The organism is Brachymonas sp. J145 (genome assembly GCF_036312245.1).
GTDB classification, from domain to species: Bacteria; Pseudomonadota; Gammaproteobacteria; order Burkholderiales; family Burkholderiaceae_C; genus Brachymonas; species Brachymonas wangyanguii.
This window is the reverse complement of sequence record NZ_JAZDCI010000008.1, coordinates 1-19,621: the sequence shown is the minus strand read 5'-3', so window position 1 is coordinate 19,621 and position 19,621 is coordinate 1. Positions and strand designations below refer to the sequence as shown.

16 protein-coding genes are annotated in these 19,621 nt (G+C 63.6%); 5 read left to right on the top strand and 11 right to left on the bottom strand.

The features are described 5' to 3' along the window. The first annotated feature begins 66 nt into the window (after nt 1–66). Nucleotides 67–2,652 carry a bifunctional aconitate hydratase 2/2-methylisocitrate dehydratase gene (acnB, locus tag V1261_RS08265; RefSeq protein ID WP_329771258.1) on the top strand — a complete coding sequence of 862 codons (2,586 nt, stop codon included), beginning with the start codon at nt 67–69 and terminating at the stop codon, nt 2,650–2,652. Nucleotides 2,653–2,827: 175 nt separating this feature from the next. Here the strand turns inward: acnB and V1261_RS08260 are convergent, their stop codons facing one another. From V1261_RS08260 to trhP, 5 genes are all read right to left on the bottom strand, one after another. After that, nucleotides 2,828–3,025: a hypothetical protein gene (locus V1261_RS08260; protein WP_329771257.1), complete on the bottom strand. Its 198-nt coding sequence runs from the start codon at nt 3,023–3,025 to the stop codon at nt 2,828–2,830. A gap of 73 nt (nt 3,026–3,098) precedes the next feature. Then, on the bottom strand, nt 3,099–5,273 hold the full coding sequence (locus tag V1261_RS08255) for a polysaccharide biosynthesis tyrosine autokinase (RefSeq protein WP_329771256.1): 2,175 nt from the start codon (nt 5,271–5,273) through the stop codon (nt 3,099–3,101). 4 nt (nt 5,274–5,277) lie between these two features. Continuing rightward, nucleotides 5,278–5,715 carry a low molecular weight protein-tyrosine-phosphatase gene (locus tag V1261_RS08250; protein ID WP_329771255.1) on the bottom strand — a complete coding sequence of 146 codons (438 nt, stop codon included), beginning with the start codon at nt 5,713–5,715 and terminating at the stop codon, nt 5,278–5,280. Nucleotides 5,716–5,720: 5 nt separating this feature from the next. Further along, entirely contained in the window at nt 5,721–6,890 is a 1,170-nt protein-coding gene (locus tag V1261_RS08245) for a polysaccharide export protein (RefSeq protein ID WP_329771254.1), read from the bottom strand. Between the two features lie 59 nt (nt 6,891–6,949). Next, nucleotides 6,950–8,350 carry a prephenate-dependent tRNA uridine(34) hydroxylase TrhP gene (gene trhP / locus V1261_RS08240; protein WP_329771253.1) on the bottom strand — a complete coding sequence of 467 codons (1,401 nt, stop codon included), beginning with the start codon at nt 8,348–8,350 and terminating at the stop codon, nt 6,950–6,952. Nucleotides 8,351–8,529: 179 nt separating this feature from the next. Here trhP and V1261_RS08235 point away from each other — a divergent pair, with 179 nt between their 5' ends. Beyond that, entirely contained in the window at nt 8,530–9,732 is a 1,203-nt protein-coding gene (locus V1261_RS08235) for an FAD-dependent monooxygenase (protein WP_329771252.1), read from the top strand. A 42-nt stretch (nt 9,733–9,774) separates the two neighbouring features. Continuing rightward, nucleotides 9,775–10,212, top strand: coding sequence for a COG4315 family predicted lipoprotein (locus V1261_RS08230; protein ID WP_329771251.1), 438 nt, complete (start codon nt 9,775–9,777; stop codon nt 10,210–10,212). A gap of 75 nt (nt 10,213–10,287) precedes the next feature. On the opposite strand, the gene argF is transcribed toward V1261_RS08230, so the two are convergent. Beyond that, nucleotides 10,288–11,208, bottom strand: coding sequence for an ornithine carbamoyltransferase (gene argF / locus V1261_RS08225; protein ID WP_329771250.1), 921 nt, complete (start codon nt 11,206–11,208; stop codon nt 10,288–10,290). A 46-nt stretch (nt 11,209–11,254) separates the two neighbouring features. After that, on the bottom strand, nt 11,255–12,445 hold the full coding sequence (locus V1261_RS08220; RefSeq protein ID WP_329771249.1) for an aspartate aminotransferase family protein: 1,191 nt from the start codon (nt 12,443–12,445) through the stop codon (nt 11,255–11,257). 220 nt (nt 12,446–12,665) lie between these two features. Between V1261_RS08220 and V1261_RS08215 the strand changes: the two genes are divergently transcribed. Further along, entirely contained in the window at nt 12,666–12,986 is a 321-nt protein-coding gene (locus tag V1261_RS08215; RefSeq protein ID WP_329771248.1) for a DUF3579 domain-containing protein, read from the top strand. A 134-nt stretch (nt 12,987–13,120) separates the two neighbouring features. Here the strand turns inward: V1261_RS08215 and rpsT are convergent, their stop codons facing one another. Continuing rightward, on the bottom strand, nt 13,121–13,417 hold the full coding sequence (gene rpsT, locus V1261_RS08210) for a 30S ribosomal protein S20 (RefSeq protein ID WP_329771247.1): 297 nt from the start codon (nt 13,415–13,417) through the stop codon (nt 13,121–13,123). Between the two features lie 163 nt (nt 13,418–13,580). On the opposite strand from rpsT, the gene murJ reads away from it, so the two are divergent. Continuing rightward, nucleotides 13,581–15,140, top strand: coding sequence for a murein biosynthesis integral membrane protein MurJ (gene murJ / locus V1261_RS08205; protein ID WP_329771246.1), 1,560 nt, complete (start codon nt 13,581–13,583; stop codon nt 15,138–15,140). A 103-nt stretch (nt 15,141–15,243) separates the two neighbouring features. Here murJ and V1261_RS08200 read toward each other — a convergent pair whose 3' ends face one another. The 3 genes from V1261_RS08200 to V1261_RS08190 form a co-directional block, all read right to left on the bottom strand. Beyond that, the gene (locus V1261_RS08200) at nt 15,244–17,157 is read right to left on the bottom strand and encodes a bifunctional metallophosphatase/5'-nucleotidase (protein ID WP_329771245.1); all 1,914 of its coding nucleotides are present in this window, start codon (nt 17,155–17,157) and stop codon (nt 15,244–15,246) included. A 33-nt stretch (nt 17,158–17,190) separates the two neighbouring features. Then, nucleotides 17,191–19,101, bottom strand: a complete 1,911-nt coding sequence (locus V1261_RS08195; protein WP_329771244.1) for an alkaline phosphatase D family protein — start codon at nt 19,099–19,101, stop codon at nt 17,191–17,193. Between the two features lie 112 nt (nt 19,102–19,213). After that, a partial coding sequence (locus V1261_RS08190) for an integrase core domain-containing protein (protein WP_329771243.1) occupies nt 19,214–19,621 on the bottom strand: 408 nt, incomplete at its 5' end.

Below are 19,621 nucleotides of genomic sequence, written 5' to 3'. Positions count from 1 at the left end.
GCCGATCCGTGCTGCTGCCTGCGGGCAGCAGCAGAACCTCTCTAATTACCTACCAGGAGAAAACCCATGTTGAAAGCCTACCGTGACCATGTGGCCGAGCGTGCCGCACTCGGCATTCCCCCGCTGGCGCTGGATGCCAAGCAGACATCCGAACTGATCGAGCTGATCAAGAACCCGCCGGCCGGTGAAGAAGCTTTCCTGGTCGATCTCCTGACGCACCGCGTGCCGCCGGGCGTGGACGATGCGGCCAAGGTCAAGGCCAGCTTCCTGGCTGCCGTGGCGCACGGTGACATCCAGGTGGCGCTGATCAGCAAGGCCAAGGCGACCGAGCTGCTCGGTACCATGGTTGGTGGCTACAACGTGGGTCCGCTGGTGGAGCTGCTGGATGATGCCGAAGTGGCTGACATCGCTGCCGCAGGTCTGAAGAAGACCCTGCTGATGTTCGACTACTTCAACGACGTGGCAGCCAAGGCCAAGGCTGGCAATGCCAAGGCCAAGGAAGTGCTGCAGAGCTGGGCCGATGCCGAGTGGTTCACCAGCCGTCCTGAAGTGGCGCAGAAGATCACCGTCACCGTGTTCAAGGTGCCGGGCGAGACCAACACCGACGACCTGTCGCCCGCTCCCGATGCCTGGAGCCGCCCCGACATCCCGCTGCACTACCTGGCGATGCTGAAGAACACCCGCCCCGACGCGGCCTTCAAGCCCGAGGAAGACGGCAAGCGCGGTCCGATCCAGTTCATCGAAGACCTGAAGAAGAAGGGCCATATCGTGGCCTACGTGGGTGACGTGGTCGGTACCGGCTCCAGCCGCAAGTCCGCGACCAACTCCGTGATCTGGGCGACTGGCGAAGACATCCCCTTCGTGCCGAACAAGCGCTTTGGCGGCGTGACGCTGGGTGGCAAGATCGCTCCGATCTTCTTCAACACCCAGGAAGACTCCGGTTCCCTGCCGATCGAAGTTGACGTGTCGAAATTCGAGATGGGCGACGTGCTCGACATCTACCCTTACGAGGGCAAGATCGAGAAAGACGGCCAGCAGGTCGCCGACTTCGCGCTGAAGAGCGATGTGCTGCTGGATGAAGTGCAGGCCGGTGGCCGTATCAACCTGATCATCGGCCGCAGCCTGACCGCCAAGGCACGTGAAGAACTGGGCCTGCCCGCTTCCACCGCCTTCCGCCTGCCCAAGGCTCCGGTCGATACCGGCAAGGGCTTCACGCTGGCACAGAAGATGGTCGGCCGCGCCTGCGGTCTGCCGGAAGGCCAGGGCATCCGCCCGGGCACCTACTGCGAGCCGCGCATGACCACCGTCGGCAGCCAGGACACCACCGGCCCGATGACGCGTGACGAACTGAAGGACCTGGCCTGCCTGGGCTTCAGTGCCGACATGGTGATGCAGTCCTTCTGCCACACCGCAGCCTATCCGAAGCCGGTCGACGCCAAGATGCACCGCGAACTGCCCGAGTTCATCAGCAGCCGTGGTGGCGTAGCCCTGCGTCCGGGCGACGGCGTGATCCACAGCTGGCTGAACCGCCTGCTGCTGCCTGACACCGTTGGTACCGGCGGCGACAGCCACACGCGTTTCCCGATCGGCATCAGCTTCCCGGCCGGTTCCGGCCTGGTGGCCTTCGGTGCGGCCACCGGCGTGATGCCGCTGGACATGCCCGAATCCGTGCTGGTGCGTTTCAAGGGCGAGATGCAGCCCGGCGTGACCCTGCGTGACCTAGTGCATGCCATCCCGCTGTACGCCATCAAGGCCGGCCTGCTGACCGTTGAAAAAGCCGGCAAGAAGAACATCTTCTCCGGCCGCGTGCTGGAAATCGAAGGTCTGCCGGATCTGAAGGTCGAGCAGGCGTTCGAGCTGTCCGACGCTTCCGCCGAGCGTTCCGCTGCCGGCTGCACGATCAAGCTGAACAAGGAACCGGTCATCGAGTACCTGCAGTCCAACATCGTGCTGATGAAGAACATGATCGCCGATGGCTACCAGGACGCGAAGACGCTGCAGCGCCGCATCGAGAAGGTCGAGCAGTGGCTGGCCAACCCGCAGCTGCTGGAAGCTGATGCTGACGCCGAGTACGCCGCCGTAATCGAGATCGATCTGGCCGACATCAAGGAGCCGATCGTCTGCTGCCCGAACGACCCGGATGACGCCAAGTTCATGTCCGAAGTGGCCGGTACCCCGATCGATGAAGCCTTCATCGGCTCCTGCATGACCAACATCGGCCACTTCCGTGCCGCAGCCAAGCTGCTGGGCGGCAAGCGCGATATCCCGGTCAAGCTGTGGGTGGCTCCGCCGACCAAGATGGACCAGAACGAGCTGATGAAGGAAGGCCATTACGCTGCCTTCGGGACCGCCGGTGCGCGTACCGAAATGCCGGGCTGCTCGCTGTGCATGGGTAACCAGGCACAGGTGCGTGAAGGCGCGACCGTGATGTCCACCTCTACCCGCAACTTCCCGAACCGTCTGGGCAAGAACACCAATGTGTACCTGGGTAGCGCCGAGCTGGCAGCGATCTGCTCCAAGCTGGGCCGCATCCCGACCGTGGCGGAATACCAGGCCGAAATGGGCGTCATCGACGCCGACAAGGCCAGCGTCTACCGCTACATGAACTTCGACCAGATCGAGGAATACGCAGAAGTGGCCAAGAGCGTCTAAGCCCTGCCAGTGGGCGGCTCGCAGGAGTCGCCCTGATGCGATCAACCCCGTTGCCTTGTGGTAACGGGGTTTTTTCTGGTCTATTGCCTGGCTGGAGAGGGGGAGATGGGCATGAAAAAGCCTCCTGGCCGGGGCGAGGAGGCTATCGGTCTGTCAACGACTAGCTGCAGGGACTTCAGAGCGGCGGTTCTTCGTGCTTGTCCTTCATCACCAGGTAGACGCCACCAGCGGCCAGCGCCGCCCAGACGACAAAGGCCAGCATGCCAAAGCGTTCGGCCAGCGGGTTCATGTTGAACAGCATCAGCAAGGCCATGGCAAGCAGGGCGTTGCCGATCCAGAAGCGGGTCTTTGATGGCGGCGGGGTCTGGTTCATGCGATGCGTGCCTGGGCAGGTACTGGATGCTGCCGGATCGCCCGCCGTGTCAGCGGGCGATCCGGAGCACAGCTCAGTTCGTCTTGCCGTAGCTGGCGTAGGCCTCGTAGGCGTGGTAGTTGGAGGCGGAGCGTTCGATGCCGTTGAGCACCGCGCCAGCCACCTGGATCTGGTTGTTGCGCAGGCGATCCAGGCTGGCCTCGATATCCTTCACGGTGGTCTGCTCGAAGCGCGTGACCATCAGCGTGGTACCTGCCAGCTGGCCGATGATGTTGGCGTCGGTCACGGCCAGCACCGGCGGCGAGTCGACGATGACAAAATCGTACTGGCTGGAAGCCTGCTCTAGCAGTTCCGCCAGACGCGGGCTGGACAGCAGTTCGGCCGGGTTGGCCTTGTTGCTGGTGCCGTGCGACATGAAATCCAGGCCGGCTACGGAGGTCGTCTTGATCTGGGCGCTGGAGCCGGGGTTGGCCAGGTATTCGGCCAGGCCCTGTCCCAATTCCACGTTCAGCAGTTCATGCACGTAGCCCTTGCGCAGGTCGGCGTCGATCAGCAGTACCTTCTTGCCGCCCTGGGCCATCACGGTGGCCAGGTTGGCACTGACGAAGGTCTTGCCGACCGCCGGGGTGGCACCCGTGATCATCAGCACGTTGTTGCGTGCCTCCATCAGGTTGAAGTACAGCGCGGTACGCAGCGAGCGCAGCGCTTCCACCGCAATGTCGTCAGGCTGGTTGGCGGCCAGCAGGAAGTTGGAGCGCACGTTCTTGTCGCGACGCTTCAGGTGCTTCAGGACCAGGTCGCGCTTGCGTTGCGTAGACGACAAGGGTACAGAAGACAATACCGGCATGCCGATATCTTCCAGCTCATGGGCTTCCTCGATGCCGCGGCGGAACAGCGATCGCAGGATGAAATACAGGGCGCTCAGCAGGCCGGCACCCAGCGTGCTGGCCAGCACGATCAATGGTTTTTTCGGTTTGATCGGCTCTTCCATGGTCAGGGCGCGATCGATCACGCGGATATTGCCGATTGTGCTGGCCTGGGTGATGTTCAGTTCCTGCTGCTTGGTCAGCAGTTGCTGGTAGATCGCCTGCTGGATCTGGACGTCGCGGTTCAGACGGATCACATCCTGCTGTGTCTTGGGCAGGTTGCTGATCTTGCCTAGCAGCTGCTTGCGGGCATTTTCCAGCACCTGCTTCTTCTCGGCGATGGCCTTGTAGACCGGGTGATCCGGTGTGTAGAGCTGGGAAACCTCGCTTTCCTTGATCTTGAGATCGGTCAGCTGCATGTCGATCTGGTTCAGGCTCTGCACCACGCCTTGCGATTCGATGGCGATATCGACGGTAGCGTTGCGGTTGCGGTAGGCGTTGAGGGCATTTTCAGCCTCTTCCAGTTTCTGCTTGATTTCCGGCAGCTGCTGTTCGACAAATTTCAGGCTGGCGCCGGCCACCTGGGCATCGTATTCCTGGTTCTGGCTGACGTAGTGGTCGATGATGGTGTTCAGCGTATTCTGCGCACGTGCCGGATCCTCGTCATCCAGGCTCATGCCCATGATGTTGGTCTTCTTGCCGTTCTCCTGTACGCCCAGGGAGCGCGACAGGCGCGTGATGGCAGACTGGCGGGAAACCGGTGTGACCTCGAATTCGTCGCCGGGCAGGCCGGCAAACTTGCTGACGTGGATGGACACGCCATCGGCGGCGGTAAAGGCAGTGCCGGTAGTAGCGGCATGGGTTTCACCATCAGGCATGGTGACCTCGAACTTGTTGCCGCCCTGGTAGCTCAGGGTAAAGGTTTCGCCGCGCAGGCTGTCCGGCACGACCATGCTGGTGATGACCAGTTCCGGTGCCACCTTGCGCTTCTCGCCAAAGTACTTGGTGTAGAACGGCGGGCGAACGTACTCGGGCCTGGCCGTCAGGTTCAGTTCGTCCACGGTAGTACCCAGCACCATGCGCGAACGGATGATCTGGATCTCGGTAGCGGCGTCGCCGGATTCGTTGCCGGTGAGGGCGCTCAGTTCGCCAAGGATCTGGTTCTTGTTCTTGGGCTCGATCTGCAGCAGGGCGTTGGACTGGTAGACCGGGGTGGCGCTGAGGGCGTACAGGGCACCGGCCAGCAGGCCGGCCAGCAGGCTCAGGCCGATCCAGGTCTTGTTGAGCAGCAGGACGTTGAACAGGCGACCCAGGTCGATTTCGTCGTCGTTCTGCTGCGGACGGTTGCGGGAAGCGGAGCTTGCGTTTTGGCTATTGGACATGGATTTACCAGTTCATCTTGCTTTTCCATTGCTCGGAAAAGGCAGAAATCAGTTGATAGGCGGAAGCAAAGTGGCTGGCGTCCTTGCGATACGGGTCGGCCACTTCCTGCTGGTTGTTCCAGCGGCCCAGCAGCATCACCTTGCCACGGGCACTCGGGCTGATCTGGCAGACGCTGTCGACATGGCGCTGCTCCATCACCAGGATCAGGTCATAGGACTGGCACATGGCATCGGTGAGTTGGCGCGCGCGATGCGACGACAGGTCCAGACCGTCCTGCACGGCTTCGACTTGCGATTGCGGGTCGGCAGGGTGGTCCACCATGGCCTGGATGCCGGCAGAGGCGACTTCGACCGAGGCCGGTGCCAGCTGGCGCAGCTTGGCCTCGGCCAGCGGGGAGCGGCAGATATTGCCGACGCAGACCACCAGGATCTTGTTGAACATGGGGCTTAGTCTCCCAGGTTGAAGGCGTTGGCCAGCAGGCCGAAGGTGGTCAGGGATGGGATCACCTGGCTCACGACACGGTTCCAGCGGCCGACCGGTGCCAGCGTCACGAACACGATGTCTTCCGGCTGCAGCTGGAAGCGGGTGCCCATGGCAAAGGCCGAGGCGTCCTTCAGGTTGAGCTGGTAGATGTCGGCAATCTTGTGGGTAGCGGCAGGATCACGCGGACGGATCACGAACACGCCGCGCGCATCGGCCAGGGTCTGGCTGATGCCCTTGGCCTCACCGAGGGCGGCGGTCAGCGACAGGCCGCTCGGAGGCACGGCCAGCGTCTTCTGCTCGATCACTTCACCCATCACGTGGATGCGGCGCTTTTCGTTGGTGGGAATGAACAGCACGTCGTTCGGGCCGAGCAGCACGTTCTGGCTCATGTCGCCGTGCTGCATGATGTCGTACAGTGAAATCGTGCGCGTATGACCGTTGCGCGTCAGCGTGGCACGTGTCGGATCGGCGTTGTCAGCCAGGCCACCGGCCAGGTTGACGGCGTTCAGCACCGTCATCGGCACGTTGGTGATGGCGAGCTGGGACGGGCGCTCGACGGCGCCGGTCACTTGCACTTTCTTGTGCTGGTAGGCGGCAATCGTGACATCGACCTGCGGGTAGCGCAGGTAACGGCCTAGCAGGCCGGTCAGCTGGGCGCGGATCTGCGAGGCCGACTTGCCTGACACGCGCACGCGGCCAGCGTACGGGTAGAAGATGTAGCCTTGCGCATCGACCACGGTGCCGCTGGAAGTGTTCTGCTGCTGGCCGTCCAGGCCACCCATCAGGGAGGTGGCATTGGTCATGGGAGCCTGGCCGACGGCACGGTTGATCTCCGGGTGGCCCCAGACCACGATGTTCAGCACATCACCGGGACCGACGCGGTAGTCATAGGCTTGCAGGCTGGAGGCCAGACCCGGATTGGCGCGCGGCAGCACTTCCGGCCGATACTGTGTGGCCAGCAGGGCCGGGGTGATCGGGAAGATCTCGACATGCTGGTTGATATCGAAGGTAGCCGCATCGTGGGGCTGTGTGACCTGCTTGCCGGAAGTCTTGAGTTGTACGCCAGGGACGGCACAGCCTGTCAGGGTGACAGCCAGGGCCAGCAGGGCAGTCGGGATCAAACGTGGGGTCATGGTAATCATCGGGGCTATGGCTAGAGACCTTGCGGGCAAGTATGAATTGTAACCAGTGATTACTGGGTCAGGCGCGCCAGCAGCGCACCCTGGTAGCGGGGTTCCAGCGGCAGCCAGACCTTGAGCGGGCTGCCATTGGCGACCTGGATATCCAGGCCGTCGGCATTCTGCATGGATTCCAGTCTGACGATCTGGTTCCCTGCCGGGTGAATGACCTCGAGTCGGTCACCCACCGCAAAGCGGTTCTTGACCTCGACCTGTAGCCAGCCATCGCGGCTTTCGGTCTTGCTGACTTCGCCGACAAACTGGCTGCGCTGGGTCTGCGAGCTGCCGGTTTCGTAGTTCTGGTAGTCGTTGGCCGGACGGCGCTCAAGGAAGCCGGCGGTGTAGCCACGATTGCTCAGGCCTTCCAGCTCGGTGATCAGTTCCGGGTTGAACGGACGGCCAGCCACGGCATCATCGATCGCCCGGCGGTAGATCTGGGCGGTGCGGCTGACATAGTAGAGCGACTTGGTACGACCCTCGATCTTGAGCGAGTCGACACCGATCTGCGTCAGGCGTTCGACGTACTCGACGGCACGCAAATCCTTGCTGTTCATGATGTAGGTGCCGTGCTCGTCTTCCATGATCGGCATCAGCGCGCCGGGGCGACCCACTTCCTCGATCAGGTAGACCTTGTCGGCCAGCGGATGACGCTGGCCATCGCCGGTGGCGGACGGTTCGCGGCTGGTGGCGGCAAAGGACTTCTCGGCCTGCTCGCGCTCGGCTTCGAAGCTGAAATCCTGGTCCATCCTGGTACCGATGGCATCGCCGGTGTTGCTGTCGATATCGGCATCGTGCGTGGCGTAGTTCCAACGGCAGGCGTTGGTGCAGGTGCCCTGGTTGGGATCGCGCCGGTTGAAGTAGCCGCTGAGCAGGCAGCGGCCGCTGTAGGCAATGCACAGCGCGCCGTGCACGAAGACTTCCAGCTCCATGTCCGGGCATTCCTCGCGGATACGCTCGATTTCATCCAGGCTGAGTTCGCGCGACAGGATGATGCGCGCCACGCCCATGCGCTGCCAGAACTTGACGGCGGCGTAGTTGACGGTGTTGGCCTGCACCGACAGGTGGATCGGCATCTCGGGCCATTTTTCGCGCACCATCATGATCAGGCCGGGGTCGGCCATGATCAGGGCGTCGGGTTGCAGCGCGATGACTGGTTCGATGTCGCGCATGTAGGTGCGCACCTTGTCGTTGTGCGGCAGCAGGTTGCTGGTAACGAACAGCTTCTTGCCGCGCGCGTGGGCTTCGGCAATGCCTTGCTGCAGCTGCTCCAGCCGGAATTCGTTGTTGCGCGCGCGCAGGCTGTAGCGCGGCTGGCCGGCGTAGACGGCATCCGCGCCGTAATCGTAGGCAGCACGCATCTTGTCGAGACTGCCAGCGGGTAGCAGCAGCTCGGGAGCTCGGAGGGGTAGGGTCATGCAGGACCGGCAAGGGCGAACCTTGCCATCAGGGAAATTCGGAAAATCCCTGATTGTCCCGTTTTTTCATGAACTTGGCGAGACAGAACCGTGAAACCAAAGCGCAATGCGAGTGCATATTGCACATCGATACCCGCAGATGTGTGCTAAGCGGGACAGTTTCGGTTCACAATCAGGCCATGGATACACCTTTGCTGATAGCAGGCGGCGGCATTGGCGGGCTCGCTGCCGCACTGGCGCTGGCGCGCCAGCAAATTCCTTCCCGCGTGATTGAGCAGGCCGATGCCTGGGCCGAGGTCGGTGCTGGCATCCAGCTCGGGCCGAACGTGGTGCGCGTGCTCAAGAGCTGGGGCCTGGGCGATGCGCTGCAGGAGATTGCATCTTTCCCGCAAATGCTGCGTGTGCGCGATGCGCTCAACGGCCGCCTGCTCGGCATGCTGCCCTTCGATTCCCATTTCAGCCTGCGCTATGGCGCGCCCTATGCCACGGTACATCGTGCCGACCTGCACCGCGTGCTGCTGCAAGAGGTGATGCGCCAATACGGGGTGCAGCCACAGCTGCAGCGGCGGATGGAACGCTTCCAGACCCGGTCCGATGGCACCCTGGATGTCGAGCTGGCCGCGACTGGCTCCGATGCCGTGCGTGAACAATGGCAAGTGCCGATGCTGATCGGTGCCGATGGCCTGTGGAGCCGGGTGCGCAAGCAGCTGCTGCCAGGCGAAGCTGAACCGCGTTACAGCGGCATCCTGGCCTACCGGGCGCTGGTACCGCAGACCAGCTTGCCGGCCTGTTTCCGTACGCGCCAGGTCACGGCCTGGCTTGGCCCGGATCTGCATGCGGTGCAGTACCCGGTACGCGGCGGCAGCCACCTCAATCTGGTGATCATGATCAAGGGGCCGCGCCCGGACGATTTGCAGGGCTGGGACCATGCGGCCAATGCCGGCCACCTGCGCACCGCCTTGCGGCATACCGCCTTGCCGGTGCGTGGCCTGGCCGACGCGATTGACGACTGGCGGCTGTGGCCGCTGTGCGATCGTCCGCCGGTACGCAGTGCACGGGAGATGGCGCAGGGGCAGGTGGCTCTGCTGGGCGATGCAGCGCATCCGATGCGGCCTTTCCTGGCGCAGGGCGCCGGCATGGCGATCGAGGATGCGGCCGTGTTGGCACAGTGTCTGCAGGCGCGGGGACTGCAGCCGCAGGCCCTGCAGCAGTACGCGCAACAGCGCTGGCAGCGCGTGGCACGCGTGCAGCAACGCTCGATCCGCAATGGCGGCATTTTCCACAGCAGCGGCTGGATGCGCTGGGGCCGCGATACCGGCATGCGACTGCTGGGTGAGCGCCTGATCGATGTGCCCTGGCTCTATGGGCAGTGCGTGGTGTGAAGGGTATGATGGCCGCATCACCCTGAGCACAAGGAGCGAGACATGATGCCGACCCGAACGTCTACCCGATCCCTGACCCTGGCTGCCGGACTGGCAGCTGCTCTGCTGGCAGGCTGTGCCAGCACCCAGGACCAGGCCCCCAGCAGCAGCGAGATGCCACCCGCCATCAACGTCGGTGGCGTGATGGTCGGTACCGCCAACCGCATGACGCTTTATACCTTTGACCAGGACGGCGTCAACAAGTCCAACTGCAACGCCCAGTGTGCGCAGAACTGGCCGCCGTTGCTGGCCGATGCCAAGGCGGTGAACCGTGGCGATTTCTCCGTATTCCAGCGTGATGATGGCCGCAAGCAATGGGCGCTGGTCGGCAAGCCGCTGTACTACTGGAGCAAGGACGCGCGCCCCGGTGACATGAGCGGCGACATGCTCAACAACGGCCAGTGGCACGCTTTCCGCGTGCTGCCGCGCGCCGCACGCTGATGTGACAAGGCGGGCTCCAGGCCCGCCTTTCTGATCTTGGTCCGTTGGCAGTGCAGGGCTGCTGCCAGGCTGGGTTCAATCGTCCAGCTGGCCCAGCATCAGGAACTCCATCAGCGCCTTCTGGCCGTGCATGCGGTTTTCCGCTTCGTCCCAGACCACTGACTGGCTGCCATCGATCACGTCGGCGCTGACTTCCTCGCCACGATGCGCCGGCAGGCAGTGCATGAACAGGGCGTCGGGCCTGGCGCAGGCCATCATTTCGCTGTCCACGCACCAGTCGGCAAAGGCTTCCTGGCGCGCCGCGTCTTCGGCTTCCCAGCCCATGCTGGTCCAGACGTCGGTGGTGACCAGATCGGCGCCGGCGCAGGCTTCGTGCGGGGTCTTGAAGAACTTGACGTGATCGCCCAGTTCCACGCCCGGGATCGTGCTGTCGATGTCGTAGCCGCTGGGCGTGCTGACGTGCACGGTAAAGCCGAGCAGCTTGGCCGCCTGCAGCCAGGTGTTGGCCATGTTGTTGCCGTCACCGACCCAGGCCACGGTCTTGCCCTGGATGGCGCCGCGGTGCTCGATGTAGGTGAAGATGTCGGCCACGATCTGGCACGGATGGTATTCGTTGGTCAGGCCGTTGATCACCGGCACGCGCGAAAATTCGGCAAAGCGCTCGATGCGCTCCTGCTCGAAGGTGCGGATCATCACCAGGTCGACCATGCGGCTGATCACGCGCGCCGTGTCCTCGATCGGCTCGGAGCGGCCGAGCTGGCTCCCCTGGGCGGTCAGGTTGACCACCGTGCCACCCAGCTGGTACATGCCGGCCTCGAAGCTGACGCGGGTACGCGTGCTGGCTTTCTCGAAAATCATGGCCAGGGTGCGGTCAGCCAGGGTCTGGTGCTTCTCATAGCGCTTGAACTTGGCCTTGATCTGTGCCGCGCGGCGGAACAGGTAGGCGTATTCGTCGGCACTCAGGTCGGTGAACTGCAGGTAATGGCGGATGGTCATGCGAAGGGCTTTCGGCTAACAAACAGGGGTGGACGGCGGGCAGGGCTCAGGCGGCCAGGAATTCGCGCACCATGGGCACCAGGATGGCGATGATCTCGTCGGCATCGGCCTGCGTCAGGTTGAGCGGCGGCACCAGGCGGATCACGCTGTCGGCCGTGACGCTGAACAGCAGGCCGCGCTCCAGGCCGGTGTTGAGCAGGGCGCCGCAGGGACGATCCAGCTCGATGCCCAGCATCAGGCCGTGGCCGCGGACTTCCTTGACGCCGGCATCATTGGTAAACGCCTGCTCCAGGCTGGTGCGCAGGTAGTCGCCCATGCGGGCCGCATTTTCCAGCAGCTGTTCCTGCTCCATGATGCGGATCGTCTCGAGACCGGCACGCATGGCCAGCGGGTTGCCGCCAAAGGTGGAGCCGTGGTTGCCGGGCTGCATCACGTTGGCGGCACGCGGACCGGCCACCAGCGCGCCGATCGGCATGCCGGAACCCAGGCCCTTGGCCAGGCTCATGCAGTCGGGCAGGATATCGGCCCACTGGTAGGCAAACCACTTGCCGGTACGGCCAAAGCCGCACTGGATCTCGTCCAGCATCAGCAGCCAGTCGCGTTCGTCGCACAGCTGGCGCAGCTGGCGCATGAAATCGACCGTCATCTCGTGGATGCCGCCTTCACCCTGGATTGGTTCCAGCAGGATGGCGACCACGTTGGCATTGCCTTCGGTAGCGCGCTTCAGTGCCTCGATGTCGTTGCGCGGCACGCGGATGAAACCGGGTACCAGCGGGCCGAAGCCGGCCTGGATCTTGGGGTTGCCGGTGGCGCTCAGGGTGGCGATGCTGCGGCCGTGGAAGGCGTTTTCGAACACCACGATCTGTGCGTTCTCGATGCCCTTGTCATGCCCGAACTTGCGCGCCAGCTTGATCGCGGCCTCGTTGGCTTCCAGGCCGGAGTTGCAAAAGAAGGCGTTGCTCAGGCCGCTGATCTCGACCAGCTTGGCTGCCAGTGCTTCCTGGCCCGGGATGTGGAAGTAGTTGGAGCAGTGGATCATCTTGCCGAGCTGGTCCTGCATGGCAGCGACGAACTCGGGATGCGCATGGCCCAGGGTGTTGACGGCAATGCCGCCCAGACCGTCCAAGTAGGATTTGCCGTTGACGTCCCAGACGCGGGAGCCCTTGCCATGGGACAGGGCGACCGGCAGTCGTCCGTAAGTGTTCATGACATGGGGAGAGGCGGCAACGGTGGTCATGCAGTGCTCCGAAAACAGGAAAGCCGCCCATGGCGACAGGCCCTGGGCAAGCGGAAACAGGAATATGCGCCGTGGCGCAAGTCAGGGAATCATTGTAGAACACATGCGAGATCGTGTGCCAGCGTGCCCGGTCAATGCACAGGTAGTAGAATCGGTGCGCAGTGCCAGCGGCGGGCCCGACGCCGCACCGGGCCACGAGCCCCTTCAGACCAGCGGATTCATGACCATCACTCCCTCCAGCAAAGAAGTATTCATCATGGGCCTGACCAACCAAGGCAAGAAGTTTCGCCCGAGCGACTGGGCCGAACGGCTGGCCGGCGTCATGAGCCACTTCCGCCCTGGTGGCGCCAGCCATCCTGGTGCCCACCTCAGCTATTCGCCCTGGTGCACGCCGAACATCGTTGGCGGTACCAAGTGCGTGATCGTGAACCGCGAGCTCGAGGAATACGAGCCGATGGCCTGGAGTTTCGTGATGAACTTTGCCAGGGACAATGACCTGCAGGTGGTGGAAGCCTGCCTGATGCCGGACGCGCGTCCCTGAAGTGCCCGCCAGGCGCTGGCAAGCGCCCATGAAAAAACCGCCTTCATCATGAAGGCGGTTTTGTTATTCCTGCTGACAGCGCACCCGGACAAACGGCAGTGCGGACGGACCGCACCGGGCGTTGCCTGAAAAAATCAGGCGGCGGTAGCCAGGGCCTTGACCTTGGCAGACAGGCGGCTCTTGTCGCGGGCAGCCTTGTTCTTGTGGAAGATGCCCTTGTCGGCAATGATGTCGACCACGGACTGCATCTTGCCGAACAGGTCCTTGGCCTTCTCGACGTCACCAGCCAGCACGGCTTTCTCGACGTTCTTGATAGCGGTACGGTACTTGGAACGCAGCGAGGTGTTGGCTGCGTTCAGCTTGACGTTCTGGCGTGCGCGCTTGCGGCCAGACGCCAGGCGGGGGTTCTTTTTCTTCTTGGTAGAAGCCATGATGTGATTCCTTGTGTTGAGGGATGATGTCAGCGGAACCCGCAATTATAGCCAGTGCTGGTCAATTTGTCATCAAATGATGGCGTGCCGTGTGGCCGACATGCGCAACGGCTACACTGGCACCTCTGCGCGAAACTGCCGTGCACACTACCGGATATCCACCGTGAGCCTGTTCAAATCTGCTTCCATTGTTTCCCTGCTGACGCTGGCGTCGCGCATCACCGGGCTGATCCGCGAGCTGTTGATTGCCTCGGCCTTTGGTGCCAGCGCCTTTACCGACGCCTTCAACGTGGCGTTCCGCATTCCCAACATGTTCCGCCGCCTGTTTGCCGAAGGCGCGTTCAGCCAGGCCTTTGTGCCGGTGCTGGCGGCCGCGCGCGAGCAGGAGGGCGACGAAGCGACGCGCCAGACGATTGACCGCGTGGCCACGGTGCTGTTCTGGGTGCTGCTGTTCTTCTGTGCGCTGGGCGTGATTGCCGCGCCGCTCCTGGTCTGGCTGCTGGCCAGCGGCCTGCAGCAGGATCCGCAGGGTTTTGATGCCGCCGTCACCATGACGCGCTGGATCTTCCCCTATATCGGCTTCATGTCGATGGTGGCGCTGGCAGCAGGCGTGCTCAACACCTGGAAGCGCTATGCAGTGCCAGCCGCCACGCCGGTGCTGCTGAATATCGCGATGATCCTGGCGGCCTGGTTCGGCGGCCCGTGGTTTGCCAGCATGGGCATCCAGCCGGTCTACGCGCTGTGCGTCGGCGTGATGGTAGGTGGTGTGCTGCAACTGGGTACCCAGCTGATCGCCATGGGGCGTCTGGGCATGTTCCCGCGCATTGGCCTGACCTGGCGCGCCATGCGCGAGGCACTGGCCGATCCGCACACGCGCCGCATCGGCAAGCTGATGCTGCCGGCGATCCTGGGCGTGAGCGTGGCGCAGATCTCGCTGCTGATCAACACGCAGATTGCCTCGCACCTGGCACCCGGCAGCGTGAGCTGGCTGAGCTATGCCGATCGCCTGATGGAGTTTCCGACGGCGATGCTGGGCGTGGCGCTGGGCGTGGTGCTGATGCCGCAGCTGGCGCGCGCCAAGGCGGCTGATGATCCGCAGGCCTATTCGGCGATGCTGGACTGGGGCCTGCGCCTGGTGGTGCTGCTGTCGGTGCCGTGTGCCGCGGCGCTGCTGTGCTTCTCGCAGCCGCTGGTGAGCGTGCTGTACAACTATGGCGCCTTTACCTCGACCGACGTGCAGCAGACCACGCTGGCGCTGATGGGCTACGGTGCCGGTCTGGTCGGCCTGGTGGCGATCAAGGTGCTGGCGCCGGCCTACTATGCGCGCCAGGATATCAAGACGCCGGTGAAGATCGCGATTGGCGTGCTGATTGCCACGCAGCTGATGAACCTGGTGTTCGTGCCGCTGCTGGCGGTGGGTGGCCTGTCGCTGTCGATCGCGCTGGCGGCGATGGTCAACGCCGGCCTGCTGCTGGCTGGCCTGCTGCGCCGTGGCAGCTACCGCCCGGAAAAGGGCTGGGCGCTGCTGCTGCTGCGCGTGTTTGCCGCCACGCTGCTGCTGTCGGCCTTCCTGCTCTGGGCCGATGGCCTGGACTGGGTCGATGTTTCCAGCAAGCTGATGCGGCTGCTGCAGTTTGCCGGCATCATGCTGGGCGCCGTGGTGATCTATTTTGGGGCGCTGGCCGTGTCGGGCTTCAAGCTGCGCCAGCTGGTGCGCCGCTAGGTCAGCAACAACAGCATCGGCAAAAAGACAGGGCTGCCTCTTGCGAGGCAGCCCTGTGTCGTTCAGCCGTGGGCTGCCGGGTGGATCCGGTCAGCCCTGCGCCTTACGGGGCAGCAAAGAACTGTGTGCTGTACTGGTCCACCGGCAGCTTGCGGATGATGGCACGACCGCTGGCATCCTTGTCGCTGATGCGGTCGATCCAGGTCTGCAGCACGTCGGCGTCCAGCACGCCAATGTCCATGCGGCGCTCGGCCGGGATATTCGCCAGCGTGGTGTAGCCGTCACCGCCCGTGGCGTTGAAGCTCAGCACGAACAGGCGGTAGGTCTTGTTCATGTCGAGGGCTTTCCAGCTGTTGCTGGCCTTGTCGAACGCCTGCAGGTTGCTGGCGCGGTTGCCCTTGGCCTGGCTGGCATCGACGTTGAAACGCAGGCCGGCCGAGTAGGGGTAGGGACCGGTAGAGCCGCCCTGCTTGAAGGTGGCGTCCAGGCCGTCCTCGATCATGGACTTGGCTTCGGCACCGGTGATGTCCAGGCGCCACAGCATGTTGCCAAAAGGCAGCACTTCGATCACGTTGGCTGCGGTGACTTCACCCTTGAGCGGAACACGCACGCCACCACCGCTTTGCAGCGTGAAGTCGGCACCGCCGTAATCCTGGTTGGCCACGTCCAGATAGGCCTGGGCGACCAGCTGCTGGATATCGCCGCCGCGCAGGCTGACGTCACCGATGGCATTGCACTCGGCGCTGGAGCGGCCGTAGTCGGTGCTGCCTGCACCACCCGGAACACGGCGGCTGCAGATTTCCTGCGGTGCCGTGGCCACGATCTTGGCCTTGAAGACTTCCACCAGCTTCTTGAACGGTTCCAGCACGGCCAGCGCCTTGGCGTCCGGCTGCACCACGCTCAGGAAACCGCTGGCCTTCACGTCATCCTGGATCGCCTTCAGCGTGGCGGCATCCGGAGCGGCCTTGTTGACGATGTAGTCGTCACCGATCAGCACGTGCGGCGTACCGGCACAGTCGGTGACCTTGCCTTCGGCGTCAAAGTTCACCTTCAGTTCGCCGACCACCTTGGCATATTCGTTGGCGTGCACCAGGCAGACATTGTCGCCATCGGCATTCTGCAGGCGCGTCGGGTAGTCGCCAGACGGGCTGCCGGCCTTGTAGGTTTCCAGGCTGTCCGGGCCGAGCAGGGTGTGCGAGTCGCCGCCGACGATCACGTCCACGCCGCGCAGCTGGGCTGCCAGCGCCTTGTCGGCTTCATAGCCGATGTGCGACATGACGATGATCTTGTTGACGCCATCCGCCTTCAGCTGGTCGATGCTGCGCTGGGCCGCAGTCGCTTCCTTCTCGAAGGTGGTGTCCGGATCGGGGCTGGAGGATTCCTTGGTCTTGCCGGCCACGGTCAGGCCGACGATACCGATCTTCTGGCCGTCACGCTCGACCACGATGTGCGGCTGCACGTAGCCGGGGGCCTTCTGCGGGTTCAGCGCGGAATTGGCACCGAACTGCACGTTGGCCGACAGCACCGGCGTCTTGCACTGGGCCGGGTCCTTGTGCAGGAAGTCGATGAACTGCTTCAGGCCGCTGTCGCCCTTGTCGAATTCGTGGTTGCCCAGCGCGAAGGCGTCAAAGCAGACGGTGTTCATCAGTGCGGCATCGGCTTCGCCCGGCTGGCCAGCGCGGTTGAAGTAGAGCGTGCCGGTGATGGCGTCGCCGGCATGCAGCGCCAGCACGTTGTCATTGTTCGCGCGGATGGCCTGGATCATGGCGGTGACGCGCGGGAAGCCGCCGGCATCGACGCTCACGTCCTGGCCAGCGAGCGCGAAAGTGCGGTTCATGCTATCCAGGTTGGAGTGGCTGTCGTCCACGTGGGCGATGGTCAGCTCCAGCGGCTTGGCAACGACCGCCGGTTCGGACGGCTTCGTGTTGTCGTCATCGCCGCCACAGGCGGTGAGCAGGGTGGCGCCAGCCAGCGACAGGATCGCGGGCAGGGCGTAGGGCAGGGAGCGCTTGCGCATGGGAAATGTCTCCAGTGAGGTGAAATATACCGGTCAGCCGATGGTCGGGCTGGTACTGCCGGCGGGGAGGGTGATGCGGGTGGTCTGCAGCAGCGGGGTAGCGGGAGCCTGGCCCTCATCCAGCGGCTTGACCTTGTGGAACTGCACTTCCAGCTGGCTGGCCGTCACGGTGGCGGTGGCATAGCCTTGCGCGTGGTGATCGCCATACAGCATGTCCGGGTTGTTGGCCGGAACGCCTTGCGGGAAGGCCGGATGCACGCCGGCGGGCAGGCCGCGCCAGAGGAAGGTCTCGAAAGTGGGCTGGTCGGCCACCAGTGCCTGCAGCGCCGGCATGGCCCTGGCGGCGCTTCGCAGGTAGCTGAAGAAGGAGTTGCTGCTGATGCCGGCAACGACAAAATCGACCATCGCGGCTTTGCCAGCCGGCGGGTTGACCGGGGCGGCCGGCTGGCGCGGGTCAAAGCCGATCTGGTCGCGCACGATGCCGCACTGGAAGGCGTGCAGGTCGCCGGTGATGGCGACCACGTTGCGGATATTGTTCTGGGTCAGGAACTGCATCAGCTCCTGCTTGTGTACCGGGTAGCCATCCCAGCAGTCGGCGTTGATGGCAAACACCTGCTGCAGCGCCGGATCGGTGACTAGCGGATGCTGGCGCAGGTCGGCCCACATGCGTGACAGCGACAGTTCGTTGCCCCAGAATTTCCAGGTCGAGCGGCTGTTGCGCATGGTATCCTTCCACCATTGCGTCTGCGTCTTGCCGAGGATGGAGGGCGCAGTGGCGCGCGGCTGCTGCGTCAGCAGATCCACCTGCTGTGCCTGCAGCAGCAACGGCAGCGGCGTGAAGTAGCGCGTGCCGACCGAGGTGTCCATCTGCAGGGCGGCATCCAGCGGGGCACCCTGCGACAGCGGCAGTAGCGCTTCCGGAATCGCATGGTCGTCGCGGTACAGGCGCTGGTCGGTCATGACCAGGTGCATCAGCTGGCCGAACTGGAAATCGCGGTAGATGCGGATGTTTTCGTGGCCGGCCTTGTTCAGGTCGAAGGAGACGTCGCCCATGTCCACCGGCATGTATTCGAACCAGGCCTGGCTGGCGGCACGGCGGCGATCGGTCTGCTGCTGGTTGGCGTTGTTGTAGGTCTGGTGATCCTGCCAGCAGTCGTCGCTGAACTCGTGGTCGTCCCAGACGGCGATGAAGGGGAACTTGCGGTGCACTTCCTGCAGACGCGCATCGCTGCGGTAGGTGCGGTAGAGCGTGCGGTAATCGGCCAGCGTCAGGGCGGCGGTGGAACCATCGGCCAGTGGCATGCCGTCCGGCAGGGTGATCGGCTGGTGGGCCGGCTCGACCTGGCCGGTCTGGAACTGGGCACCCACGGTTTCGTAGATGTAGTCGCCCACGTGCACGGTGAAGTCCAGCTCCTGCTCGGCGGCCAGCAGCTCCATGGCGCCCCAGTGGTTGACCGACCAGTCCTGGCAGGTAAACCAGGCAAAGCGCAGTTGCTGCGGGGTGGCATCGGCCGCTGGAGCGGTCTTGCTGTTGCCGATGACGCTGTGGTCGCGGCCGGCGACAAAGCGGTAGAAATAGCGCGTACCCGGCTGCAGCTGCACCACCTTGGCGCGCACCGTGTGGTCGTACAGGGCCGTGGCAGTCAGCGGCTGTTCCACCACCAGCTCGGAGAAATCCTCGGTCGTGGAGACCTGCAGGGTCAATTCGATATCGCCCGTGCCGGCATCGGCCTGTTGCACGCGGGTCCAGAACACCACGTTGTCAGCCTTGGGATCACCGCTGGCGACACCCAGATCGAAACGGTAGGTGCCAGCAGGCGGGCGCGTGTCGGGAGCGGGTGCGGCAGGCGTGTCGTCATCGCCACCGCAGGCTGACAGGATGCTGCCGGCGGTAATGACACTGAAAAAGGCTGCACTGCGGCGCAGCAACTCCCGTCTTTGCATGGTTGGACTCCCTAGGCTGTGTTGTGTTGCTGCCGGTGGCAGCTATGCACAGCCAGTGTAGGAAGCCCTTGTGACAGAAATGTTGAGTAACAAATAGGTGACCCGTCCTGAATTAGGTTGACACCACAAATTGGCAGGCTGCTCCTGCAGTTGCGGCCAATGATGCCCGATGCATCGCATCGGGCGTTTGCATTTTCAGCGAAGTATGAACCCGCTCGTGGTTATAGATCTGCACAGATTCAGCCACCATGCGCCGTGCCTGAGCCAAGTCAGCCGGACGATGCAGCAGAAGCTCTGTCTTTAGAATGCCGTTGACCCGCTCGGCCAGCGCATTCTGATAGCAATCATAGCCATCTGTCATCGAGCACGTGACTCCATGTCGCTGGTGCAGCTCCTGATAGTGTGTCGCGCAATACTGTATTCCCCTGTCCGAATGATGTACCAGCCGCTGGCGCGTCTGTCGCGTGCGCAATGCCATCTTCATCGCCTGCGCAACCTCCTCGGTCTGCAGACTCTCGTG